The 25,094-nt window shown below is 71.8% G+C and carries 15 protein-coding genes and 1 riboswitch; of the genes, 9 read left to right on the top strand and 6 right to left on the bottom strand.

Annotation, left to right across the window (positions count from 1 at the left end):
- Nucleotides 1-177 precede the first annotated feature (177 nt).
- From JT723_RS11880 to JT723_RS11870, 3 genes are all read left to right on the top strand, one after another.
- Entirely contained in the window at nucleotides 178-3,915 is a 3,738-nt protein-coding gene (locus JT723_RS11880; RefSeq protein WP_205044512.1) for a laminin G domain-containing protein, read from the top strand.
- A gap of 115 nt (nucleotides 3,916-4,030) precedes the next feature.
- A complete protein-coding gene (locus JT723_RS36105) occupies nucleotides 4,031-10,438 on the top strand; it encodes an RHS repeat-associated core domain-containing protein (protein WP_205044511.1) in 6,408 nt (2,135 codons plus the stop codon).
- Between the two features lie 10 nt (nucleotides 10,439-10,448).
- Nucleotides 10,449-11,021 (top strand): hypothetical protein, encoded by a 573-nt coding sequence (locus tag JT723_RS11870; RefSeq protein WP_205044510.1) that lies wholly within the window; start codon nucleotides 10,449-10,451, stop codon nucleotides 11,019-11,021.
- 54 nt (nucleotides 11,022-11,075) lie between these two features.
- On the opposite strand, the gene JT723_RS11865 is transcribed toward JT723_RS11870, so the two are convergent.
- The 4 genes from JT723_RS11865 to JT723_RS11850 form a co-directional block, all read right to left on the bottom strand.
- Nucleotides 11,076-12,200: a C40 family peptidase gene (locus JT723_RS11865; RefSeq protein WP_205044509.1), complete on the bottom strand. Its 1,125-nt coding sequence runs from the start codon at nucleotides 12,198-12,200 to the stop codon at nucleotides 11,076-11,078.
- A gap of 312 nt (nucleotides 12,201-12,512) precedes the next feature.
- On the bottom strand, nucleotides 12,513-12,932 hold the full coding sequence (locus JT723_RS11860; RefSeq protein WP_205044508.1) for an SgcJ/EcaC family oxidoreductase: 420 nt from the start codon (nucleotides 12,930-12,932) through the stop codon (nucleotides 12,513-12,515).
- Between the two features lie 130 nt (nucleotides 12,933-13,062).
- Nucleotides 13,063-14,097 carry a C40 family peptidase gene (locus JT723_RS11855; protein WP_205044507.1) on the bottom strand — a complete coding sequence of 345 codons (1,035 nt, stop codon included), beginning with the start codon at nucleotides 14,095-14,097 and terminating at the stop codon, nucleotides 13,063-13,065.
- A gap of 7 nt (nucleotides 14,098-14,104) precedes the next feature.
- Nucleotides 14,105-14,260: riboswitch (cyclic di-AMP (ydaO/yuaA leader) on the bottom strand.
- Between the two features lie 130 nt (nucleotides 14,261-14,390).
- Nucleotides 14,391-15,533 (bottom strand): C40 family peptidase, encoded by a 1,143-nt coding sequence (locus tag JT723_RS11850; RefSeq protein WP_205044506.1) that lies wholly within the window; start codon nucleotides 15,531-15,533, stop codon nucleotides 14,391-14,393.
- Between the two features lie 191 nt (nucleotides 15,534-15,724).
- Here JT723_RS11850 and pcrA point away from each other — a divergent pair, with 191 nt between their 5' ends.
- Nucleotides 15,725-18,193, top strand: coding sequence for a DNA helicase PcrA (pcrA, locus tag JT723_RS11845; RefSeq protein ID WP_205044505.1), 2,469 nt, complete (start codon nucleotides 15,725-15,727; stop codon nucleotides 18,191-18,193).
- Nucleotides 18,194-18,233: 40 nt separating this feature from the next.
- Here the strand turns inward: pcrA and JT723_RS35040 are convergent, their stop codons facing one another.
- Complete coding sequence (locus JT723_RS35040; RefSeq protein ID WP_251512362.1) at nucleotides 18,234-19,760, bottom strand: M23 family metallopeptidase; 1,527 nt, start codon at nucleotides 19,758-19,760, stop codon at nucleotides 18,234-18,236.
- Nucleotides 19,761-19,899: 139 nt separating this feature from the next.
- On the bottom strand, nucleotides 19,900-20,805 hold the full coding sequence (locus JT723_RS11835; RefSeq protein ID WP_205044504.1) for an esterase/lipase family protein: 906 nt from the start codon (nucleotides 20,803-20,805) through the stop codon (nucleotides 19,900-19,902).
- Nucleotides 20,806-21,193: 388 nt separating this feature from the next.
- Between JT723_RS11835 and icmB the strand changes: the two genes are divergently transcribed.
- From icmB to JT723_RS11810, 5 genes are all read left to right on the top strand, one after another.
- Nucleotides 21,194-21,601, top strand: coding sequence for a coenzyme B12-dependent isobutyryl CoA mutase small subunit (icmB, locus tag JT723_RS11830; RefSeq protein ID WP_205044503.1), 408 nt, complete (start codon nucleotides 21,194-21,196; stop codon nucleotides 21,599-21,601).
- Nucleotides 21,602-21,803: 202 nt separating this feature from the next.
- Nucleotides 21,804-22,430 carry a hypothetical protein gene (locus JT723_RS11825; RefSeq protein WP_205044502.1) on the top strand — a complete coding sequence of 209 codons (627 nt, stop codon included), beginning with the start codon at nucleotides 21,804-21,806 and terminating at the stop codon, nucleotides 22,428-22,430.
- 13 nt (nucleotides 22,431-22,443) lie between these two features.
- The gene (locus tag JT723_RS11820; RefSeq protein ID WP_205044501.1) at nucleotides 22,444-23,829 is read left to right on the top strand and encodes a hypothetical protein; all 1,386 of its coding nucleotides are present in this window, start codon (nucleotides 22,444-22,446) and stop codon (nucleotides 23,827-23,829) included.
- A 67-nt stretch (nucleotides 23,830-23,896) separates the two neighbouring features.
- Complete coding sequence (locus JT723_RS11815; RefSeq protein WP_205044500.1) at nucleotides 23,897-24,391, top strand: hypothetical protein; 495 nt, start codon at nucleotides 23,897-23,899, stop codon at nucleotides 24,389-24,391.
- A gap of 9 nt (nucleotides 24,392-24,400) precedes the next feature.
- Nucleotides 24,401-24,913, top strand: a complete 513-nt coding sequence (locus JT723_RS11810; RefSeq protein ID WP_205044499.1) for a hypothetical protein — start codon at nucleotides 24,401-24,403, stop codon at nucleotides 24,911-24,913.
- Nucleotides 24,914-25,094: the final 181 nt, after the last annotated feature.

Below are 25,094 nucleotides of genomic sequence, written 5' to 3'. Positions count from 1 at the left end.
GAACAAACATCGTTCCAGCATGCTCCGTTAATTCGGAATTCACCCTACCGGGGGAATTGGCGCCGGGGCGATACGAACCTGGAATCTCGCTATTGACGCTCCCCTTCCGCAATGCTTCCCTTGGCTCGTTTGTATTTTCGCAACGCTCTTGGGGTGGGTATTTTGAAGCGGAGTGGAATGCGTCGTCGCGCCCGGGTGCGCGGGCGGCTCAGACCCGTCGTCGCGGTCGCCGCCGCGGCGGGGCTGCTGTCGGTGCTGCCGACGCTCGGCGGGGCCGCCGCGACGGCCGACGCGGGGCAGAAGGGCGCCGCCAAGAGCGGCGACCTGACGGCCTCGGCGCGGGCGGCGGCCAGCGGGCAGCGGGTCGAGGTCACCGGGGACCGCACGGAGTTCGCGACCACGTACGCGAACCCCGACGGCTACACGTACACGCAGGAGCAGTCCTCCGTGCCGGTGCGGGTGCGCACCAGGGCCGGCGGCTGGACCGCACCGGACGCGACACTCCAGGTGCGGGCCGACGGCACCGTCGGCCCGAAGGCGGCGATGGTCGACCTGGCCTTCTCCGGCGGCGGATCCGCCCCCATGGTCAGCCTCGGCAGCGCGGGCAGGACCGTCGCCCTGACCTGGCCGGGCACGCTGCCCAAGCCCGTGCTCGACGGGGACAGCGCCCTCTACCCGGACGTCATGCCCGGCGTCGACCTGCGGCTGACCGCGTCGGTGCAGGGCTACCGCGAACTGCTGGTGGTGAAGACCCCGGCCGCCGCGGCCGACCCGGCGCTGAAGAAGATCACCTTCGGTGTGCACGCGAGCGGCCTGCGGGTCGGCAGGCTGTCCGGCGGCGGCCTGTCCGGCGTGGACGCCGACGGCAAGCAGATCTTCACCGCACCGCCCGCCCAGATGTGGGACTCCCGGGGCACGGGCCCCGCGGCCCAGGCGCAGGCCAAGGCCCAGTCCGGGTCAGGGGTTCGGCCCAGGGCCGGCGCGCAGGCCGCCCCCGACCAGGCCGCCACCGCACCGCCCGCCTCCGCCGTGGACGGACCCGCGCCCGGCGCGGGCGCCGCGGCCGTACCGGTCACCGTCGCGGGTGACGCGCTCTCGCTGGCCCCCGGCGCTTCGCTGCTGAAGCAGACCGACACCGCGGCCTACCCGCTCTACATCGACCCGAACATCGCACTCAGCTCCGGCGCCCCCGAGCGCACCCTGCTGCGCAGCGACGGGTATTCGGATTACGCCTGGGCCAACGGGACAAATGGCGAGGGCGACGGGAAATGCGGGACGTGGAACGGATATTACTGCGGCCCCGGATACGTCCAGAAACTGTACTTCCAGTTCACCCCGGGAAATCTCAAGGGCAAGCAGGTCCTTTCCGCCACCTTCCGGGTGACGTCCCCCTGGGCCTTCCAGTGCTCGGCCCGGCAGACGGACCTGGTCCGTACGAACAACATCTCCTCGGCCACCACCTGGGCGTCGCGGCCCAAGGAGCTGGACTGGATGGTGGACGAGTCCTTCTCGGCCGGCCGCGGCTCGTCCTGCGACCCCGACTCGCCCGACGCGCCCATCGAGTTCAAGGACAACCCGTCCGAGAGCGACGAGAACCTCACCCCGACCGTGCGGGACTTCGCGGCGGGCAAGTTCGCCAAGCTCACCCTTGAGCTGCGCGCCCACGACGAGGGCGACACCTCGGCCTGGAAGCGATTCAAGAACGACGCGACGCTGACGGTGAACTACGTCGGCCTTCCCGTGCCGCCCACCTACGCGGGCATCCAGGAGGGCAGCGGCATCTCCTGCGAGCCCAGCGCGAGCGACCCGGACGTCGTCGCCGACCCGCACCCGCAGCTGACCGCACGCCCGCAGATCGCCGCGGGCGGCACCTCGGCAGGCGCGCCGGCCAGGACGCGGGTGGACTTCCAGATGCAGCAGCAGTCCTCGTCCGGCACCTGGTCGGTGGTGACCGAGCCGATCAGACCGATGTCGCCGGACTTCGCGGGGGCCAACTCCACGGTGTCGACACCGACACCGATCACCCTCAGCGAAGGCCCGCTCTACCGGCTCGCGGCGTCCACCTGGTCGTACGAGGACAACCAGAGCACCCACATCAACTCGCACAGCACCGTGACCACGCACGGCTGGTGCTACTTCAAGGTCGACACCACCGCGCCGAAGGCGCCCAGCGTGACCTTCGGCGGCCCCTACACCTCGTGCACCACCAACGACTGCCAGGCGGCCGGCGGCCCCGGGCAGGCGGGCACCTTCACCTTCGCCGCGGCGAGCGGTGACAAGGTCGCCGGCTTCCAGTACAAGCTGGCCAGCGGCGCCTGGTCGTCCACCATCAGCGGCGCGGGTCCTGTCACCGTGAAGATCACCCCGCAGCTGACCGGCACCCAGCAGCTCCAGGTGCGGGCCAAGGACGACGTAGGCAGCGGGCGCTGGGGCGCCAAGACCATCGTGACCTTCAAGGTCGCCGAGGGCGCCGACGCCGTCAGCCGCTGGCACTTCACCGACTCCGCCCCCGGCAGCGGCGGCACCTCGGCGGCCGACAGCGCGACCGAGGCCGGCTCCCGGCACCCGGCCACGCTGCACAACGCGGGCGCCGGCTGGTCCAGCCTGGGCCGGCGCGGCGCGGGCGACAACTCGCTGTGGCTCAACGACAGCACGGCGGCCGACCAGCAGACCGGTTACGCCGACACCGCAGGCCCCGTCGTCAACACCCAGGACTCCTTCACCGTCGCCTCCTGGGTCCGGCTCGCCGACACCACCGCCTACCACACGGTCCTGTCGCAGACCAGCAGCGACAAGAGCGGCTTCACGCTGCGCTACTCGCCGGGCATCCACCGCTGGGTCTTCCTGTGGACCTGGCCGCAGTCCGGCGCGGTGAGCTGGCTGGGCGCCAACGGCACCACCGACGTGGTGCCCGACGTGTGGACGCATGTCGCGGCCACCTACGACAAGCCCGCCAACGCCGTCACCCTCTTCGTCAACGGTGTGCAGCAGGGCGCCCCGGTCGCACTGCCGACCGCCGCGAAGGCGACCGCGAGCGACGGGCCGCTGCAGATCGGCCGCTACAACGACCCCAACAAGGCGGCGTACACCGAGTACTGGAAGGGCCGGATCGACGAGGCCGAGGTCTGGCAGCGCGCCCTGACCCCGGACGAGATCGCGCTGGACGCCCAGCTGCTGGACGCCGACGGCAAGCCCGCCGTCGAGAACGTCGCCCGGTGGCAGCCGGACCCCGCCGCGGTCAGCACCACCGGCCTGGACGACACCGGCAGCGGCTACGCCCACACGCTGACTTTCTCCAACGGCGCCACGCTCGCCGGCGGCGCCATCGTGCTGGACGGCGCCAACGACGCGGCGGCGACACCGGGACCGATGGTGGACGAGACCGGGTCCTTCACCGTCACCAGCCAGGTGCAGATCGACCAGGACGCCATCCTGGCCAAGCCCGACGGGTACGCCGGGCAGGTCGCGGGGCAGCGCTCGGCCGACGGCTCCGCCTGGGGGCTGTGGTACCAGATCACCGGCCGCACCACGATCCTCGACGACGACCTGAACCAGGTGACCGTACCGACCAGCCGCTGGCTGTTCGGCCGGCTCAACGCGGACGGCACCTTCAGCGGCGCCGCCTCCGAGGTCCAGGTCGGCGCCGACACCGGCGACGGCTCCAACGGCGAGGGCGCGGTCCGCGTCACCGGCGTCTTCGACGCGCAGGACGGCACCGCCTCGCTCTACATGGGCGTCGCCCCCGAGGACACCCAGCCGTACACCGCGGTCGTCGGCGCCGACCGCTTCTCGGTCGGCGACGCCTTCGTGGCCGGTGCCTGGAGCCACTACCTGCCCGCCCGCGTGCAGGACCTCAGGGTCTGGTCGGGCGCGATGAGCGACCCGGACCAGCTGGGCCAGGTCATCGGCGACTGAAAGAAGGACCACCACCGGCACCACCGATCCCGCGGCCGGCACCAACTCCACTGGTGCCGGCCGCAGTCAGGTCCGCGTGCCTTCCACGCGGGTTGTTCCAGGGAGGGGTTCAGCTGTGAGTCCACAGTCAGGCTTCCGCCTGCCGCGCCGGTCGGCGTGGTGGCGGGGCAGAACGATCGGCGCGGCGCTGGCGGCAGCGGTCGTCGTGCCGATGCTGGGGCTGAGCGTCGGTCCCGCGGCGGCGGCGGACGGGCCGGGCGCGCTCGGCCGCACCGGCGTGCAGAAGCCGCGCAGCACCACGACGCACACCGTGGCGCTGGGTGCGAAGAAGCAGCGCGACGCCTTCGCCGCGCAGAAGGCGGCGGACGGCGAGCGGGCGGCCCGCGCGCTCGGCCAGCAGCATGCGGCCTGGCCGAAGGGCGGCACCGCGAAGGTCGCGGCGGGCGCGACGTCCGCCGTGTCGGCCGGGGGCCTGCCGGTCACCCTCACCGGGGGCGCCGCGGGAGCCCAGGTGACCGTCGCCGACCGGGCCGCCACCGAGGCGGCCGGCGTACGCGGGGTGCTGGTCGCGGTGACCGGGCAGGCCGGGGCGCCGGCGGCCGGCATCCGCCTCGGATACGCCGGCTTCGCCTCGGTCTACGGCGGCAACTGGTCGGGCCGGCTGGGCCTCGAACGGCTGCCCGCGTGTGCGCTGACCACACCGGAGGAGGCCGCGTGCCGCACCGGGACACCGGTGGCGAGCAGCAACGACGCGGCCACGCAGACCGTTTCTGCGGCCCTGCCGCAGTCGGCCGCGGCCCAGCCCATGGTGCTCGCGCTGACCGCGGGCGCGGAGGGCGAGGCCACCGACGGCGCGGGCGACTTCACCGCCACCGCCCTTTCCCCGTCGGCGAGTTGGACCGCCGGTGACTCCTCGGGCTCCTTCACCTGGTCCTACGGCATGGATGTGCCGTCGGCGGCGGCCGGCCCCGCCCCCTCGGTGGGGCTCGCCTACGACTCGGGCAGCGTCGACGGGCTGACCGCGACCACCAACAACCAGGGCACGCAGGTGGGTTCGGGCTTCACCGACACCGCCGAGTCCTACATCGGCCGCGATTACGGCTCCTGCGACGATGACGGCCAGTCCAAGGTCTACGACCTGTGCTGGAAGTACGACAACGCCTCGCTGGTGCTGGGCGGCAAGTCCACCGAGCTGGTCAAGGACGACACCACCGGCACGTGGCGGCTCGCCGACGACGACGCCTCGACCGTCGTACACTCCACCGGCGCAGACAACGGCGACCAGGGCGACAGCGCCGACGGCTCGGGCGAGTACTGGACCGTCACCACCGGCGACGGCACCAAGTACGTCTTCGGCCAGAACAAGCTGCCCGGCGCGACCACCCAGCGCACCAACTCGGTGTGGACCGTGCCCGTCTTCGGCGACGACTCCGGCGAGCCCGGCTACGCCAAGGGCAGCGCCTTCGCGGACCGCTGGTACAACCAGGCCTGGCGGTGGAACCTCGACTACGTCGTGGACACCCACGGCAATGCCGAGTCGTTCTGGTACACCGCGGAGACCAACTCCTACAAGAAGAACAAGGCGACCACCGCCAACGCGACCTACACCCGCGGCGGTTACCTGGACCACATCCTCTACGGGCAGCGGTCCGACACCCTCTTCACCGCAACCGCCGGCTACCAGGTGCACTTCGGCTACCAGGAGCGCTGCCTGGCCGCGGACTGCTCCAGCCTGACCGAGAAGACCGCGCAGAGCTGGCCCGACGTGCCCTTCGACCAGATATGCGCGGCCAACGCCTCGGACACCGACTGCAAGGCGGTCTCGCCGTCCTTCTTCTCCCGCAAGCGCCTCACGCAGGTGCAGACCTCGGTGTGGTCGGGCAGCGGCACGACCTACACCCCGGTCGACACCTGGGCGCTGACGCAGAAGTACCTCGACCCCGGTGACATCGGCGACAGCTCCGACCAGTCGCTGGTGCTGGACTCGATCACCCGCACCGGCAGCAGCGCGGGCAGCGTGGCGCTCAAGCCGGTGTCGTTCACCTACCAGATGCTCGCCAACCGGGTCGACGCCACCGACAACATCCTGCCGCTTTCGCGGCCCAGGATCGAGGGCGTCACCACCGAGACCGGCGCCGTCACCACCGTCACGATGTCGACGGCCGACGACTGCGTACGCGGCTTGAAGATGCCCGCGGCCGAGGACGACGACACGATGAACTGCTACCCGGTCTACTGGCACATCAACGGTGCCACCGACGCGGGCCTCGACTGGTTCCACAAATACCGCGTGCTGTCGGTCAGTACGGCCGACCCGACGGGCAACAACGAGCCCGAGGTGCACTCCTACGACTACGCAGGCCCCGCCTGGCACTACAACGACAGCCCGCTGACTCCGCAGGACGAGCGCACGTGGTCGATCTGGCGCGGCTACGGCACCGTCACGCAGTACACCGGGACCGGCGGCAGCCGCGAGAAGACCGTCACCACGTACATGCAGGGCATGAACGGCGACAAGAAGAAGTCGGGGCCCGCCCGTTCCGCGAGCGTCGCCGGTCTTGACGTGCCGGGGCTGGCGGTGCCCGCCGTCACCGACGCCGACCAGTACGCCGGCTTCACCCGTGAGAGCGTCACCTACAACGGCGCCACCGCGATCTCGGCGACCCTCGACGACCCCTGGTCGGCCAGGACCGCCACCCAGCACAAGTCGTACGCCGACACCGAGGCCTACTACGTACGGCTCGGCAAGACCTACGCCTACACCTGGCTGACCGCGCAGTCGAAGTGGCGCGCCACCTCCAAGGCCACCACCTACGACTCCTACGGCATGCCCGTCTCCGAGGACGACGCGGGCGACACCGCCGCGTCCGGCGACGAGACCTGCACCCGCACCTGGTACGCCCGCAACACCGGCACCGGCCTGACGTCGCTGGTCTCCAGGACCCGCAAGGTCGCCAGGCCCTGCGGCACCGCGGACAGCGCACTGTCACTGCCCGCGGGCAGCAGCACCGCCGGCGACGTGCTCTCCGACACCGGCACCGTCTACGACAGCCCGTCGGCCACCACCTGGACCTCGGCCCAGACCCCGACCAAGGGCGACGGCTCCTGGACCGGCCGGGCCGCGGCCTACCCGGCAACCGCCGACTCCGGCGGTGAGCGCAAGCCCACCGCCTGGCAGACCACCGGCACCCAGACCTTCGACGCCCTGGGCCGCACCCTGGTCAGCAAGGACGCGGCGGGCAACCCCGACACCACCGCCTACACCCCGGCCGGCGCAGGCCCGCTGACCAGGACCGTCGAGACCAACGCGGAGGGCCAGACCGAGGTCACCTTCTACGAGCGGCTGCGCGGCCGGCGCGCCCAGATCTACGACGCCAACAACAAGCTCACCGAGGCGACCTACGACGGCCTCGGCCGGCTCACCGGGGTGTGGCTGCCCAACCGCAGCAAGGGCGGCGGCGAGAGCGCCAACACCACCTACGCCTACCACGTCGACAACGCGACCCAGTCGTACGTGGCCACCTCCACACTCGGCGTCAACAACGCCCGCAGCACCAGCTACCAGATCTACGACGCCCTGCTGCGGCCCGTCCAGCAGCAGACGCCGACCCCGATCGGCGGCCGGCTGCTGACCGACACCCGCTACGACTCGCGGGGCCTGGCCACCGCGACCTACGCCGACACCTTCGACAGCGCCCACGCGCCGGGCGGCACCTACGACCGCGGCGAGTACGGCGGCACGCCCACCCAGCACCAGTTCACCTTCGACGGCGCCGGACGCACCACCGCCGACCAGTTGCTGGTCTACGGGGTGCCCAAGTGGACGGTCAGCACGTCCTACACGGGTGACTCCACCGCGACCAGCGCCCCCGCAGGCGGCTCCGCGACCCGCACGGTCACCGACGCGCTGGGCCGCACCACCGAGCTGCGCGAGTACGCGGGACCGTCCTACGCCGACACCGACTTCGGGGCCACCGCCCCGGTGCCCGCGCACACCACGACCGCGTACACCTACACGGGCGACGACAAGAAGCTCACCGTGACCGGCCCCGACGGGGCCAAGTGGAGCTGGGGCTACGACCTCTTCGGCCGGCAGACCTCGGCGACCGACCCCGACGCGGGCACCTCCACCACCGCCTACACGGTGCTGGACCAGGTCGACACCAACACCGACGCCGAGGGCCGCAGGGAGGTCTTCGGCTACGACGACCTCGGCCGCAAGACCACCCTGTGGCAGGGCTCCCGCAGCGACGCGAACAAGGTCGCGAGCTGGACCTACGACACGGTCGCCAAGGGCCAGCCGGCCTCCTCGACCCGCTACGACGCAGGCAAGCAGTACACCGACACCGTGACCGCCTACGACAACCTCTACAACGTCACCGCGAGCACCACCCACCTCGACGCGGCGGACCCGCTGGTCGCCTCCGGCGCGGCGCAGCAGGACTACAGCTTCACCGCGAAGTACAACACCGACGGCACCCTGGCCTACAGCGGCCAGCCCGCCGTCGCCGGGCTCCCCGCGGAGAACATCAGCTACGGCTACACCGCGACCGGCAACGTCAGGACCGTGGTGGGCACCTCCAACTACGTGCTGGACACCGCCTATTCGGCGACCGCCCAGCCCGAGCAGCTCACCCTGGGCGTCTCGCCCTCGCCGACGGTCAAGCAGGCGTACCTGGACAACGAGTACGAGGAGGGCACCGGCAGGCTGCTGCGCAGCTTCGTCACCGACGACACCCACGCCTGGATGCCGCAGGACCTGCACTACACCTACGACGACGCGGGCGACGTCACCAAGATCAGCAACCCGGCGACGCTGGGCGGCACCACGACCTCCGACACCCAGTGCTTCGGCTACGACGGCTACCAGCGGCTGACCACCGCCTGGACACCGGCCGGCGACGACTGCACCACGGGTACGGCCGCGACCGCGGCACTGGGCGGCCCGGCGCCGTACAGCAGCACCTACACGTACACCGCGGGCGGGCTGCGGACCGGCGACACCGAGCGCACCGCGGCAGGCGCCACCGCCACGACCACCTACTGCTACGGCAAGCCCGGCCAGCCGCACACCCTGACCAGCACCGTCACCACGGGCACCTGCACAGGGGCGGCCGACACCTACGTCTACGACAAGGCGGGCAACACCACCGCCCGGCCGGTCGCCGGCACCTCCGGCCAGACCCTGACCTGGAACGCCGAGGGCGACCTCACCGGCACCACCGAGGGCGCGGACTCGGCCGGCTACCTCTACGACGCCGACGACGACCTGCTCATCCGGCACGCCACCGGCGGCGACGGCGAGAGCGTGCTCTACCTCGACGGCACCGAACTGCACTCGAAGAAGGGAGCGGACGGCAAGGTCACCACGTGGGGCGTGCGCGAGTACACCGACGGCGACGGCGGACAGGTCGTCGCCGAGCGCACCACGGAGCCCGGCGTGTCCGCGCTGAGCTGGATCGCGTCCGACAGCCACGGCACCGCGGGCATCTCGCTCGACGGCACCACCCAGGCGGTCACCACCCGCTACACCACGCCCTTCGGGACCAGCCGCGGCAGCAGCCCGGCCGCGTGGCCCGATGACAAGGGCTTCCTGGGCGCCCCGGCCGACCCCGACAGCGGCCTGACCCACGTCGGCGACCGGGAGTACGACCCGCTCACCGGCCGCTTCCTCAGCATCGACCCGCAGTTGGAGACCGACAAACCGCAGACACTCAACGGCTACGGCTACGCGGCCGACAACCCGGTGACCTTCTCCGACCCGACCGGCGACGGCCTGGCCTGCGGTTTCGGCGACTGGCCCGCCTGCCCGCACACCCCCAGCAAGGGCAAGGGCGACGGCGGCGACCACCGCACCGAGAAAGAGAAGCGGGACGACGCCCGTAAGTCGGGCAAGGGCAACACCACCACGCATGCGTCGTCCACCAACAGCGGCGGCAAGCACGTCGACTCCAAGACGCAGAACTGGCTGCGGAAGAACCTCGGCTACAACGGCGGGGCGAACCTGGACGACAAGACCTTCCGCAACTGGCTCGACTCGGCCGACGGGAAGTTCTCGTCGGCGATCAGAGAATTCGACAAGTGCCTGCAGAGCGGCAGTTCCGCGGAGCAGTGCAAGGGGGCCGTCAAGCTCCCGCACGGACGTACCACGGCGGACAAGCTGAACTCGCTGTCCAACGACGTCATGATCGGCTCCGCCGCCATGATGCTGGCCTGCGCGGCGACGACCGGTCCCGGTGTGGGAGTCTGCGGTGCCGCTGCCCTGACCACGTACACGGTGCTCCAGGTGGCGGCCAACGCCTACCAGGCGTACTACAACTGCAGAAACGGCTTCGGCAGCTCGTGCCTGAAGTCGTCGCTCCAGACGGTCTTTGTCTTCGTCGGCATCGGATACGCCTCGAAGTTCGCGGGTACACCGGTGGCCAAGGCGGCCAAGTGGGTCGGGGACAAGGTCGGCACACACAAGGTCATCGACGCCGGCAAGGCCGTCGTCGGCGGCGTGAAGAAACTGAAGTTCTGGTGAGGTGGTGACCATGACGATGGCTGACATCGAGACCGCGAGGGCACCGCACCTGGTGCCCCTGGCCTCCCAGGCCAGGTACTCAGGTGCCGGGGCGGCGGTGGGCGGCGCGCTCGCGCTCGCCGTGCTGCTGCCGACCGCGGACCCCGGTGACCTGCGGGGGAGCAGCCTGGCCGGGCAACTGGCCGTGACCGCTGCGGTGGTGCTGCTCTGGGCCTACCAGCAGTTCGGCCGGCGCTCCCGGGTCCGGACGGCCGGCGAGTACGCGGCGGCGCTGCCGGCCCCCGGCACCCTGTGGCAGGACACCGCCGCCCGCAGCAGCGACCTGCGGCACGGCGGTGTGGTGATGGGCCTGGTCGCGGCGGCCTGGGCACTGGTGTGCACGCAGCTGGGCCACCTGCCGCTGGCCGGCGCCGCCTTCCCGCTGATGATGCTGCTCGGCGTCGTCCAGTCGCGGCAGACCGTCCGGTGGGAGCGGGCGCACGGCGTGGTGCTGTGGAAGCCCGCACTCACCCGGGTCGGCCCCGGCGCGTACGGCAGGTCGCCGCACTACGCCACGCCGGCGGAGGTGGGGCCGCAGCGGTGAGGCCGTAGGACCGCCGGTGCCTCACGGCTGTGAGGACCGCCCCCGCACCCCGGCTCAGCCGGGACGTACCGCCCCGGCGAAAGGCATCTCGCTGATCGGGGCGATACGGACCGTCGAGCCGGGGTGCGGTGCGTGGATCATCTGGCCGCCGCCGACGTAGAGGCCGACATGGCTCACCCCGGAGTAGAAGAACACCAGGTCGCCCGGCTGGAGTTGGGAGCGCGACACCCGGGTGCCGGCGTTGATCTGGGTGTAGGTGGTGCGGGGGAGCGAGACCCCGGCCGCCCGCCAGGCCGCCTGGGTCAGGCCCGAGCAGTCGTAGGAGCCGGGCCCCGTGGCTCCCCACACGTAGGGCAGGCCGATGGCGCGGTAGGCGAAGGCCACCGCACGGGCGGCGCGCGAGGAGGGTGCCGTGACCGGGGCCAGCGGCACCCGGGCGGTGTCCCGGGTCGCGGACGCCGGGGTGCCGGAGGCCGGGGCGGGGCCGTCCGAGGCCGCGACGGCCGCGCGCTGGGCGGCGGTCAACTGCGCCAGCAGCGCCTGGGCCGCGGCCAGTTTCGCGTTCACCGTGCGCTTGTGGTCGGCGACCGCGGCCTGCGCGTCCCGCAGCGCGGCCAGCTTGCCCGCGGCCTGCGCGCGGGTGACCGCGATGTCCTGCTGCTGGGCGGCCAGCCGGGCCAGCGCCTGGCTCTGCCGGCCGCCCGCCTGGTCGAGGTAGGAGGCCCTGGCCAGATACGTGTCGGGGGTGGAGCTGAGCGCCAGCTGCAGCAGCGGGTCGACGCCGCCGGTGCGGTACTGCGCCGCGGCGATGGTGCCCAGCGCGTCCCTGGTGGCGTTCAACTGGTCGGTCTTGCGGGCCAGTTCGTCCTGGAGGGCGGAGACCGCGGAACTCGCGGTGTCGGCCTGCTCCTTGGCGCCGTTGTAGTCCTCCGTGGCCTGCTCCGCCTGCTCGTAGAGCGCGGCCACCTTCGCCTTGACCTGGTCCGGGGTGAGTTCGGGTGCCGCGTGCCCGGTCTCGCCGAACAGCGAGACGGAGGCGGCGGACGCCAGCGCGAGGGTGACACCGATCCTGGCGGTCGTGCGGGTGGTACGCGGGGTGGTGCGGGTCGTGCGGGTGCCGCTGCCGGTTGAGGCGGGGCGTTTCCTGCGGAGCGTGCGGGTGGGACTGTGTGAGGCCATCGCGGGCCGTCACTCCTTCCGAGGGGACGGCCCGGCGGCGCCTGCACGGGGGAGCAGGACACCGCCGGGCCTTCGGCGGGGGTGACCGGTGCCGTCCGTGTCCGGACGGCAGTGGGGTGTCGGCCACCTGAGGAGCGACGCTAAACCTCCTCAGGGCCGCACCGGGCCGCAGTGACCGGGACTGCCCCGTATCGGTCACCCCCTGCAAGGAAACGACCGCCGTTCGACGGGTGAGCGGGACGCAAACGGACCCAGGCTGACCGAGGGGCCGCCGCACCGCTCACCGCGCCGGGCGCCGGCAGCGCTCCCTCGTCACACGGCGCCCGCCGGGCTGCTGTGGTAGGCCTCGATCAGCCAGCGCCCCGCGTGGCGGGCCAGCACCCAGGTGACCGCCTCGCGCTCCTCGGCCGCGGGGGCGTACTGCCCGTCCTGGACGGTGGCGCTGCTGGTGTGCACGAGCGCGACGTCCGGTGTCACCAGCCGGATCCGCTCGATGTCGTGCACCCGCCGGGTGCCGTGCAGCGGGCCCGCGAAGGCGCCGGCCATCGCGGACCTGATCTGCTCCTCGCCCGCGAGGTGGTAGCCGGGCAGCACCACCGACGCGTCGGGCGCGTACCAGGCGGTGAAGGCGGTCGCGTCGCCGGCCGCCCAGGCCCGTGACACCTCGCGGAACACCTCACGGACGGCGCTGTCGTGGTCGGTGGCGGCCGGTGCCGCCGGGCTGCTGGTCATGAGGGCCCACCTCTCCTGCTGCTCGTGCCTTACGTGAGTACAGACACCGCACGGAGCGGAAAACCACCGGTCCCGCGGCACGAACCGCGGGACCGGTGAAGGGACGTGGACCGGATCTCGACGGCGGCGGTCACGCCACCCGGCGTGCGGTGGCGAAGGGCATCCAGCTCAGCGGGGCGACCTCGACGACCGCACCGGTGTGCGGGGCGTGCACGATCTGCCCGTTGCCCAGGTAGATGCCCACGTGGGACAGACCCGAGTAGAAGAAGACCAGGTCGCCGGGCCGCAGGTCGGCCTTCGAGACGGCGATGCCCTTGGTCGCCTGGTCCGAGGTGGTCCTGCCGATGGTGACGCCCGCCGCCCGGTAGGCGGCCTGGGTCAGGCCCGAGCAGTCGTACGAGCCGGGTCCCGTGGCGCCCCACACGTAGGGCTTGCCGCGCTGGGCGAGCGCGAAGTTGATGGCGGCGGCGGCGCGGCCGGTCGCGGGACCGCTGTAGGTGTAGCTCGCGCTGGAGGACGAGCCCTTGTCCATCTTCGCGATCTTGGCGCGCTGTTCGGCGTTGAGGCTGTTGAGCAGCTTCTGCGCGGCGGCCAGCTTGGTCTGCACCGTCTTCTTCTGGCCGGCCAGCTGCTGCTGCGCCGAGGTGAGCTGGGCCAGGCTCGCGGTGGCCTGCGACCGCTGGATGGAGGCCTGCTCCTGCTGGACCTGGAAGTTCTTCAGCGCCTCGGTCTGGGTGGCCGACAGCTGGTTGACCATGTGCGTCTGGTTGAGGAACTGCTGCGGGTCGGGCGCGAGCAGCAGCTGCACGGTCTGGTCGACGCCGCCGTCGCGGTACTGCTCGCTGGCGAACTGCCCCAGGACCCGGCGCGATTCGTTGAGCTGCTGGGTCTTCTGGGCGACCTGGGTGAGCAGCTGGTTCGTCTTCGCGCGCTGCGTGTCCACCCGCTCCTTGGCCTGGTTGTAGTTCTCCGTCGCAACCTCGGCCTGCTGGTTCAGGGTGTCGATCTGCGCCTTGACCTCGGAGATGGAGGGCTTGGCGGGCGCCGCGTTCGCGCTCTCGCTGAGCAGGGTGACCGAGGCGATGGCCGCGGCGGTGACGCCGACCGCGGCCCGGGGGGCGGTCGAGGCGAGTATCCGCGGACGCGGCTTGCGGTGCGACGCCACGAAGGCGACTCCTTCCGTGAACCGCCGACCGGGTTAGCTGTCGGGTTCGGGCTGGGAAGGTAGCCCTACGGGTCGGACACCTCGCGGTGCCTGTCCCGATTCACCCCAATTCTGCGTGGTGGGTCCCCGGTTCCGGACTGGCCGGATTGAGCGGAGGCGGCGCGCTGCCGGCACTTGCACCGGCGGTGAACGCGTCGCCTAGCGGGTTACCGTACTCAACTTCTCCGGATCGTGGGAAGTTTGGATCGCAACGTGACCGAAATCGCTTTGTGATCTTACGGTTGGTGAGCAGGTCAGTAGGGGCGAACTACCCCATAGAGCGGCATTTCGGTGATGGGCGCGATCTTCACGACCGTGCCCGTGTGCGGAGCGTGGATCATCTCGCCGCCGCCGATGTAGATGCCGACGTGGCTGTGGTCGCTGTAGAAGAAGATCAGGTCGCCGGGCTGCATGTCCGACTCCGACACGCGGGTGCCGACGTTGACCTGGTCGCCGGTGGTGCGCGGCAGCGTCACACCGGCCGCCTTGTACGCCGCCTGGGTCAGGCCCGAGCAGTCCCACGAGTTCGGACCCGTCGCGCCCCACACGTAAGGGTCGCCCAGCTGGGCGCGCGCGAAGGCGATGGCCTTGTCGGCCACCGACGCGTTCGCCGGCGTGGTGCTCGCCGGGGGAGTGGAGGTCGACGAGGACGCCGCGGCCTTCTTCGCCGCTGCTGCCGCTGCCGCCGCCCTGGCCTGCTCCTGGGCCGCGATGGCGGCGGCCTTCTTCCTGGCCTCCTCCTCCTGCTTGGCCTGCAGCGCCGCCAGCCGCGCCTTCTCCTGCGCGGTGAGGCTGTTCAGCAGCTTCTGGGCCGCGCCCAGCTTGGTCTGCACATCTGCCTTGGCGGCCCGCAGTTGCGCCTGCTGCGCGGTCAGCGTCGCCAGGCTCTTGGCCGCCTCGATGCGCTGCTGCGTGGCCGCGGCCTGCTGCACCCGGTAGGACTCGACGGCCGACTTCTGCCGCTTGCCGAGCACGTCGGCCATGTGCGTCTGGTCCATCAGGTCCTGCGGGTCGGACGCCATCAGGAAGCGGCCGGTCGAGTCGTCGCCGCCGGTGCGGTACTGCGCGGCCGCGTACTGCCCGAGCACCCGGCGCGAGTCGTTCAGCGCCTGCGTCTTCTGGGCGGCCTGCGCCAGCATCCGGTTGACGGTCGCGTTCTGCGCCGTCGTCTTCTCCTTGGCGCCGTTGTAGGTCTCGGTGGCGACCTCCGCCTGGTGCATCAGCGCGTCGACCTTCGCCTTGACCTCGGCGATCGACGGCTGGGGCGCCGGGGCGGCGGGCGCGGCGCCCGCGGTCTCGGAGAAGAGGGTGACGGTGGCCAGGGCGGCCGTTGTGAGTCCCACGGCAGTGCGTGGGGCGGTGAGTATCGCGGTACGGGACTTACGGTGCGTCGCCATGCCGGGCGGACTCCTTTCGGACGCTGCCTGGTGCGGCACCGTAGCCGTGCGGCAGTACCGCTGGGAAGGGCGGTGTCCGATAGGCCCGATACCTTTTCGTAATCAAGTCCGAATATCACCGAGAGTGGTAAAGGGGCTACCCGCCACAAGAGGGCATCGGTGTCGGTGCGGGCGCCTAGACTCGGGAGGCGATGAGCAGCCTCTTTGACGACGACTTCCTGCCCGGTCTGCATGTGGCACCGGAACCTGCCGACCCCGACGCGCCGCCGCCCCCGGAAGACCTGGGCGCGGGCGGCGGGCACGGCGACGGCGGGCGCGACGCGTACTACCGCAACGGCGCCCCGCGCCCGGCCACCGACCCCGCGCAGCTGCTCGAAGGCCTCAACGAGCAGCAGGCCGCCGCGGTCGAGCACTCCGGCGGGCCGCTGCTCATCGTCGCGGGCGCCGGCTCGGGCAAGACAAGGGTGCTGACCCACCGCATCGCCCACCTGCTCGCCGCCCGCCACGTCCACCCCGGCTCGATCCTCGCGATCACCTTCACCAACAAGGCCGCGGGCGAGATGAAGGAGCGGGTCGAGCAGCTCGTCGGGCCGCGCGCGAAGGTGATGTGGGTCTCCACCTTCCACAGCGCGTGCGTGCGCATCCTGCGCCGCGAGTCCAAGGTGCTCGGCTTCACCTCGTCGTTCTCGATCTACGACGCCGCCGACTCCAAGCGCCTGATGGCCCTGGTCTGCCGGGACCTCGACCTGGACCCCAAGCAGTACCCGCCGAAGTCCTTCAGCGCCAAGATCTCCAACCTCAAGAACGAGCTGATCGACGAGGAGACCTTCGCCGGGCAGGCGGATGGGGGCACCTCCCATGCCGGAGGCTCTGGGGGACCCTTCGAGAAGAAGCTCGCCGAGGCCTACGCGCTCTACCAGGCCCGGCTGCGCGAGGCCAACGCGCTGGACTTCGACGACATCATCATGACCACCGTCAACCTGCTGCAGGCCTTCCCCGACGTCGCCGAGCACTACCGGCGGCGCTTCCGGCACGTCCTGGTGGACGAGTACCAGGACACCAACATCGCCCAGTACACACTGGTGCGCGAGCTGGTGGGGGAGGGCGACGAGGCGGCGGAGCTGTGCGTCGTCGGCGACGCCGACCAGTCCATCTACGCCTTCCGCGGCGCCACCATCCGCAACATCCTCCAGTTCGAGGAGGACTACCCGGACGCCCGCACCATCCTGCTGGAGCAGAACTACCGCTCCACGCAGACCATTTTGTCCGCCGCGAACGCCGTCATCGAGCGCAACGCGGGGCGGCGCGCGAAGAACCTGTGGACCGAGTCCGGCGACGGCCCGGTCATCGTCGGCTACGTGGCCGACCAGGAGCACGACGAGGCGCAGTTCGTCGCCGACGAGATAGACCGCCTCACCGACGCCGGCGACGCCCGCCCCGGCGACGTCGCCGTCTTCTACCGCACCAACGCCCAGTCCCGGGTCTTCGAAGAGGTCTTCATCCGGGTCGGCCTGCCCTACAAGGTCGTCGGCGGCGTCCGCTTCTACGAGCGGCGCGAGGTCCGCGACGTCCTCGCGTACCTGCGGGTGCTGGCCAACCCCGAGGACGGCGTACCGCTGCGGCGCATCCTCAACGTGCCCAAGCGCGGCATCGGCGACCGGGCGGAGGCGATGATCGACGCCCTCGCGCTGCGCGAGAAGGTCTCCTTCGCCGCGGCCCTGCGCCGGGTGGACGAGGCGTACGGCATGGCCGCGCGCTCGGCCAACGCGGTGCGGCGCTTCAACACCCTGATGGACGAGCTGCGCACCATCGTCGAGTCCGGCGCGGGTCCCGCCGTCGTCCTGGAGGCGGTGCTCGAACGCACGGGGTATCTCGCCGAGCTGCAGGCCTCCACCGACCCGCAGGACGAGACCCGGGTGGAGAACCTGCAGGAACTGGCGGCGGTGGCTCTGGAGTTCGAGCAGGAGCGCGCCGAGGACGAGCCCGGCACCCTGGCCGACTTCCTGGAGCGCGTCGCCCTGGTCGCCGACTCCGACCAGATCCCCGACGACGACGCGGAGGCCGGCGGCGTCATCACCCTGATGACCCTGCACACCGCCAAGGGCCTGGAGTTCCCCGTCGTCTTCCTGACCGGCATGGAGGACGGCGTCTTCCCGCACATGCGCGCGCTCGGACAGGTCAAGGAGCTGGAGGAGGAGCGGCGGCTGGCCTACGTCGGCATCACACGCGCCCGCGAACGCCTCTACCTGACCCGCTCGATGATGCGCAGCGCCTGGGGCCAGCCCTCGTACAACCCGCCGTCGCGCTTCCTCGAGGAGATCCCCGAGGCGCTCATCGAGTGGAAGCGCACCGGCGCGGCCCCCTCGGCGTCCGGCAGCCCCGTGTCCAAGGCCGCCGCGTCACTGTCCAGCACCGTGGGCGCGGGCGGCGGCTTCGGGCGGCGGGGCGGTGCGTCCGGCGGCTTCGCGACCCGGCGGTCGGCAGGCGACCGGCCGGTCATCTCGCTGTCGGTGGGCGACCGGGTCACGCACGACCAGTTCGGCCTGGGCACGGTCGTGGCCGTCACGGGGCAGCCGGGCGACGAGAAGGCGACGATCGACTTCGGCGACGAGCGCCCGAAGATGCTGCTGCTGCGCTATGCGCCGGTGGAGAAGCTGTAGGTGCCCGCTGGGCGGGTCCTCGCGGGTTCGGCGCCGGTCCTCAGCGCGGGTCGAGGCCGTGCTTGAGCAGCCACGGCAGCGGGTCGATCGGTGAGCCGCCGCCCGGCCGTACCTCCAGATGGAGGTGCGGCCCCGTGGTGTTGCCCGTGTTGCCCGAATAGGCGATGACCGTACCGGCCTTGACCGAGCCGCTGCGGATCTTCGTACTGCTCAGGTGGCAGTACCAGGTCTCGGTGCCGTCGGGGGCGGTCACGATCGCCATGTTGCCGTAGGAGCTGTTCCACTGGGTGCGCACCGTGCCGTCGGTGACCGCCATCACCGGGGTGCCGACCATCACCGGGAAGTCGATGCCGGTGTGCAGGGCCATCCAGTTGACGCCGGCCTGGCCGAAGTAGGCGCTCAGCCCCTTCTGCTTGACCGGCAGCACGAACTTCGGCCGCAGCGCCTCCTTGCGGGCCGCCGCGGCGTCCGCCGCGCGCTTGGCCGCCGCCTGCCGGTCCTTGAGGTCGATCCGCTCCTGCGTGCGGCTGGCGCGGTCCGCGAAGTCGTTGGCGTCCTGGCTCACCCCGGCGAGCTGCCGGTCGAGCTGGGTCGTCGGGGCCTTGCCCGTGCTGCCCGCCGCCTGCGTGTCGGCGTGCGACCCGCCCGAGTCCTGCGCCATGCCCACACCCGTCACGGCGGCCGCACCGACCGCCGCGACACCCATCACGGCGACCGACGGCACCGCGACGGTGAGCAGCGCCGAGCGCTTGGCGGGCTTGCGGCGCCGGCTGCGGGCGACCGGGACGCCGGGCTCGTAGGCGCGGTCGGCGTCGTCGGCGGCGAAGTCGTGCCGCTCGGCGGCGGCCTCCGGCTCGTCCCCGCCGTCGGTGAGGCCGTCGTCGGCGCGGACCTCGTCGGTGAGCAGCGCGGTCGCGGGCTCGGGCTGGGCCTGGGGCTGGGGTTCCGCCTCGGGTTCGCGGTACTCGTACGCGTAGTCGTGCTGCGGCTGGTGCTGCTGCTCGTACGGCTGCTGCGGCGGGAACTGCTCGTAGATGCCGGTGTCGCCGCCCGCGTCGTAGCCGTAGCCGTACGTCGGGTAGGCGCCTGAGTCCCAGTCCTGCTGGGGGACGAAGGACTGCTGGGGCACCTGCGGCTGCTGCGGGTAGGCCTGCTCGTACGGCTGGCCGTAGGACTGGTCGTACGCCTGCGGCTGCGGCTGCTCGTACGGCTGCTGGTACGACGCGAACTGCTGGGCGTCGTAGGTTCCGGTGTCGTAGTACGTGGCGCCGGACGGGTAGCCGTAGGGGTCGTAGCTCTGCTGCTCGGGCTGGTGCTGCTGCTGGGCCTGGCCGTAGTCGAAGCCGTAGCCCGTGCCGTACGTGTAGTCCTGCGTCTGTGCCTGCTGCGGGGCCGGCTGGTCGTAGCCGTACGGCGGCGGGGTCTGCTGCGGGATGTACCCGTACGTCCCGGTCGTCGTGTCGTCAGCGAAGAGGGTGCCGACAGCCTGGTAGGAGCCCGTGGAACAGGCGTCGTACGCGTAGGCGTCGTAGTCGGGGGAGTATCCCGACGGGTGACGTTCGTTCACCGCCAGCTTCTCTTTCGCCTCGGCAGCAGGAGAATTAGCGGTGACTGTAGCCCGCTGTAGGGGACGGCGACAATCTCTGCCCGTAACCTGACGTCCGGCTTGCCCGGCGTTCGGTCGGTATCCGACCGTTATGTGTCCGTTATGCCGCCTCGATCGCCGGCCGCAGCGGACCCGCCCCCGACAAGGCCCGGCGGATCTCGGTCACGACCGTGCCGTGCACCGGGAGCGCGAGGTGCCCCACCCCGCTGACCTTGACGTTCTCCGCCGGAAGGTCGGGGTGGAGCAGGCGCGCGGCCTCCACGGGGATCATCAGCTGGTCCAGGTCGCTCCAGAAGGCGACGAAGCGCGTACGGCACCCGGGAGCGGCTTCCGCAAGCTCGGCCAGCACCTCGGAGCCGGGCCGCATCTGCCGGATGATCGGGTGCGGCGCGAGCGCCGGTACCGCCCGGGTGCCCGAATGCGGTGTACCCAGCGTGACCAGCGTACGGATCCGCAGATCGCCGCCGAGCCGCTGCACGTAGTAGCGGGCGATCAGGCCGCCCAGGCTGTGCCCGACGACGTCCACCCTGCGCCGGCCCGTCTGGGCGCAGACCTCCTCCACATGGCGCCCCAGCAGCTCGGCCGCGGTGCGGATGTCACCGATGAGCGGCGAGTAGTTCAGCGCCTGCACCTGCGGCCAGCCGTGCTGGTGCAGCGAGCGGCGCAGCACGGCGAAGGCCGAGCGGTTGTCGACGAAGCCGTGCAGCAGCAGCACCGGGGGATGCGCCCTGACCGCCTCGCGGGCCTGGTCGCGCTCAGGCAGCATGCCCGTCGGGTACAGCACCAGGTGGCCCGCCAGGACCGCCAGGTCCACGGCGGTCGCCTTGGCCAGGCCCACGCTGTGCCACAGGCGGCTCCCCGTGCCGCCCGCGGCCTCCGCCGCCGGGTCCTCCGGCCCGGCGCCGTCCTGTGCGCCCTCTCCCGCGCTCCCGCCGTGACTGCTGTGGGAACTGCCTCCGGCGCTCTGCCCCGCGCCCTGTCCCGCCCCCGACGAACGGCCGGCCATGGCCCACCTCCCGTCACGGTGCCGGATCAACGGTGACCCGGGCGCCGTGGTCGGAGAAGCCGGCGCCCGCGGACGGGTCCGCGGATGCCGCATCGCCGCGCCCTGCGGCTAGCGGGCGGGCAATGCGGCGTCCTGGCAGCGGCTCCTCGTAAAACCCGACGGGTCGCCGGACGGCCCGGGCGTGTCCCTACGCCCTGGCGGGCTGCCGTCGGCCCGACCTGTGGGGAATGTGTCCCACTGTGTGATTTCCCCCTCGGTGCCATCCGTAAAACTGACGGGTGCCCGACGCGGACGATAACGTTCGTTCACACACGCTCACGCAGTGCGATCCGCACCGCCGTGAGCAGCGACATTCCACGGCACGCGAACCATGCGCATGGAGGCAGAGATGGGTGTGTCCGGTCCGATCCGCGTAGTGGTCGCCAAACCTGGACTCGACGGTCACGACCGCGGGGCCAAGGTCATCGCCCGTGCGCTCAGGGACGCCGGTATGGAGGTCATCTACACCGGCCTCCACCAGACCCCCGAGCAGGTCGTCGACACCGCCATCCAGGAGGACGCCGACGCCATCGGCCTGTCCATCCTGTCCGGCGCCCACATGACGCTCTTCGCGAAGGTCATCGAGCTGCTCAAGGACCGCGACGCCGAGGACATCAAGGTCTTCGGCGGCGGCATCATCCCCGAGGCCGACATCGCCCCGCTCAAGGAGCTCGGGGTCGCCGCGATCTTCACCCCGGGCACCCCGACGGGCGACGTCGTGGCCTGGGTGAACGAGAACGTCCAGTCCGCGGCCTGAGGCTCCCGCCGCACCCCTCCCGCTGACCCCGGCACTGACCCTGGCCCGGAAATCCGCCGCGGATTCCGGGCCAGAGTTGTACCCCCGGTCACTGGAAGGTTGTCTTCCGCACCACGGACACCCCTAAGGTGCTGCCGAAGCATCTGCACGTGCCGCACCGGCGCCGGCAGGTGGGGGCGCCGCATGCGCGAGGGGGAGACCCGTGGGTTCCGGGGGCACCGAAGGACAGCATCCGCAGGGCCGGCAGGGGCCGGCGCTGGCCAGCTCGGCGAGCGACAAGCAGCGGGCCGTCACGTACATGGAGCAGAACCTGCTGCCCGACACCAGGTCGGCGGGCGCCATGGGCGAGGGCGGCGGCGTCGTCCACCCGCCGATGACCGCACCGGCACCGCCGCCGATCTTCAACGACGCCAAGCCCGACACCGGCCTGACCGGGCTCTCCGGCTGGGCCGCCGACAGCGGCCTGTCCGCCGCGATGACCGTCTGGCGGGGCCAGGCCGACCGCCTGATGGGCCGGCTGCAGAACGAGCTGAGCGCCCTGCGCGGCACCAAGACCCTCTTCCTGAACCAGGACACGGGCATCGGCACCGACCTCACCGCGGGCAGCCCACTGGTCACCAACCCGCTCTTCCCGAACGCGCCGGCGACCACCGACCCGCTGATCGGCACGAACCCCGCGTTCGGCACCGACCCGCTGCTCACCACGACGCCGCCGCCGGTCAGCACCAACCCCGCGTTCGGCAGCAACCCGCTCGGCGGTACGCAGCCCCCCGTGGTCGGGACGAACCCGATCCACCGGCCGCTGCCCACCAGCCTCGACCAGATGTGACCGGGGACCCACCGTGCCGCTGACCTACCACGACGTGATGACCGCCGACCTGTCACCGCTGTCGGACGTGTCCGACACCTGGCAGAAGATGGGCGAGCGCTTCGGCGCACTCCAGACCGACTACGAGAAGAACGTCAAAGGCGCCCTGGCCAACGGCAACTGGCAGGGCTTCGCCTTCGGCGCCCAGCAGGGCGGCTCGGCCGGAACCTCCTTCGAGTACGGGGCAGCCAAGACCGAGGCGCTGGCCGTCGCCAGCATCCTCAAGGAGGCGCACACCGAGCTGACCTGGCGGCAGAAGGCCGTCAAGGACCTGGTCACCGAGGCCGAGGCCAAGGACTACAAGGTCGACGCCGACGGCATCGTCACCTACGTCGGCTTCGACAAGCTCACCGAGAAGGAGCGGTTCGACTACCGGCACGACCCGGAGTACAGCTCCCTGGTGGCCAAGTACAGCCAGGCCGCCCAGGAGTGGACCGCCGAGATAGCCAAGGCCGTGCACGCCGTCGACGACGCCGACCAGAACGTCAAACTCGCCCTGACCCGCGCCGCCGGCGACACCTCGCTCGACGGCGGCGGCATCGGCGGCTTCAACGCGCACGCCGAGGGCGGCCTGCCGCAGACCACACCGCACGGCAAGGACGCGGGCAAGGACGGCGGCAAGACCAAGACCGACGGCTGGCACGCCGACGGCTCCACCACGGTCCTCGGCCCCAACGCCGGCACCTCCCACGGCGGCACCGCCTACGGCAAGCAGGGCTCCGTCAAGGCCTACGCCGACCTCGGCCACGTCACCGCCAAAGGCACCCTGACCAACGGTTCGCTGACCCTGTCCGGCATCGCCGACGCCAACGTCGGGGCCAGGGCCTCCGCCAACTGGGGCTTCAGCAACAAGGGCATCGGCGGCACCGCCGAGGTCTCCGCCGGCGCCCGCGCACTGACCGAGGGCCGCGTCGAGGCCGGCGACGTCGGCGTCTACGGACGCGCCACCGGATTCGGCGGCGCCGAGGCGTCGGCCAGCGCCAAGGCCGGGCTCCAGGGGGTCAGCGCGGGGGCGAAGGCCTTCGCCGGCGCCAAGGGCTCGGTCACCGGCGGCGTCGAGGCCGGCGGGATCGGCGCGGGCACCACCGCCGAGGGCTGGGCGGGTGTCGGCGCCGACGCGAAGGTCGAGTTCGGCAAGGGCGACGACGGCAAATACCACTTCGGCGGCAAGGTGGGCGCGGCCCTCGGCCTCGGCGGCGAGGTCGGCTTCGAATTCACCGTCGACCCGCACAAGGTCTCCGACGCGGCCCACGACGCCGCCGACGCGGCCGGGAATATCGCGCATGATGTCGGAAAGGTGGCAGGCAAGGCCGGCGGCGTGGCCAAGTCCATCGGCCACGGCATCGGCAGCCTGTTCTGAGCCGGCTGTTCCGAGCCGCCTGTTCCGACATGCAGCTCCGCCGCGGAGCTGGGTAAGGGAGTTCGAAATGTCCACGACGCTTCCGGTGCCGATCGAGTTCCGGCTGCCGGACGGCTGGCGCCCGGCCCCGCCGGACGAGGTCGGAGCCCCCGACGTCGCCTTCGTCGCGCTCCACCCCAAGCCGGACGGCCACTTCACCGCCAACATCACCATCGACGGCGACTACCGGCCCGACGACAGCCCGCTGGCCGACATCGCCGACGAGTCCGTCGAGCGCATGCGGTCGATCGCCGGCTCCGTGGTGCTGACCGGGCGCCAGGAGGTCGGCACCGAGGACGCGCCCGCCCTCACCCAGCAGCTGTCCTTCACCGCGGTCCTGCGCGGCGAGCGCACCGCACTGCTCCAGACCCAGGTCTACCTGTCCATGCTCGACGAGAACGACCCGCACCAGCGGGCCGTGATCCGGCTGGCCCTGACCGCCACCGCGGGCCAGCACGACGACGTCCTCGGCGACTTCCAGGAGTTCGTGCGCAGCGTCGGCCCCGACACCGGTGCTGAGTAGGCTGACGCCGTGAGCCTCTTCTCCCGGCGCAACGTCACCCTTACGCCCCAGCCGGGACTTGCGCCGCGCCCCGCGGCCGAGGTCCGCGCGGCCCTGCTCGCCCTCAACCGCCCCGACGTGCGGTACGCGGTACGCGACGGCGCCCCGGAAGGCGTCGACCTGGTCGCCGAGTTCCAGCTCGTGAAGCTCGCCAGGAAAGGCGTCTTCGGCCGGGTCCAGGACTGCGAGGAGTACCAGATCCGCATGCGCCTGGCCGCCGAGACCGGCGAGGTCCGCGCCCTTGACCACCACTCCGAGTTCACCCTCACCGGCGAGGACCCGCCCCGCCGCCGCACGCAGACCAGCAGCCGCGGCCAGATCCACAAGAAGTTCGTCGGCTACGAGTTCGCCCACGCCCCCGACGGCACCCGCGAACGCCGCGAGACGTACCGCTTCGACACCGACGACCTCAAACACGCCCTCCAACAGGCCGTCCTCACCCGCGGCTGGACCTGGCAGGGCCTGACCGGCGGCAAACCCTGAGACCGCCCGCCGACGGGTGCGGCGCTGCGGCGGTCCCACGGCGGTGCCCGGGGCGGTCCCGGCCCGGTCGGTGGCGGTCTGACGGCGGCAGCCGGGGCCGAGATGAGTGGGGCGGTCACGGTCCTGACAGTGGCGGTCTGACGGCGGCAGCCGGGGCCGGGCGGGGCTGAGCCTGGCCACG

Source organism: Actinacidiphila bryophytorum, from assembly GCF_016916835.1.
GTDB classification, from domain to species: domain Bacteria; phylum Actinomycetota; class Actinomycetes; order Streptomycetales; family Streptomycetaceae; genus Actinacidiphila; species Actinacidiphila bryophytorum.
The sequence above is the reverse complement of the archived record's forward strand: the minus strand, read 5'-3'. Positions and strand labels throughout refer to the sequence as shown.

Excerpts from the sequence above, each read along its gene's own strand:
- JT723_RS11880 (WP_205044512.1), top strand. The coding sequence starts at position 178 with ATGCGTCGTCGCGCCCGGGTGCGCGGGCGGCTCAGACCCGTCGTCGCG.
- JT723_RS11870 (WP_205044510.1), top strand. The coding sequence starts at position 10,449 with ATGACGATGGCTGACATCGAGACCGCGAGGGCACCGCACCTGGTGCCC.
- JT723_RS11865 (WP_205044509.1), bottom strand. The coding sequence starts at position 12,200 with ATGGCCTCACACAGTCCCACCCGCACGCTCCGCAGGAAACGCCCCGCC.
- JT723_RS11860 (WP_205044508.1), bottom strand. The coding sequence starts at position 12,932 with ATGACCAGCAGCCCGGCGGCACCGGCCGCCACCGACCACGACAGCGCC.
- JT723_RS11850 (WP_205044506.1), bottom strand. The coding sequence starts at position 15,533 with ATGGCGACGCACCGTAAGTCCCGTACCGCGATACTCACCGCCCCACGC.
- pcrA (WP_205044505.1), top strand. The coding sequence starts at position 15,725 with ATGAGCAGCCTCTTTGACGACGACTTCCTGCCCGGTCTGCATGTGGCA.
- JT723_RS11835 (WP_205044504.1), bottom strand. The coding sequence starts at position 20,805 with ATGGCCGGCCGTTCGTCGGGGGCGGGACAGGGCGCGGGGCAGAGCGCC.
- icmB (WP_205044503.1), top strand. The coding sequence starts at position 21,194 with ATGGGTGTGTCCGGTCCGATCCGCGTAGTGGTCGCCAAACCTGGACTC.
- JT723_RS11815 (WP_205044500.1), top strand. The coding sequence starts at position 23,897 with ATGTCCACGACGCTTCCGGTGCCGATCGAGTTCCGGCTGCCGGACGGC.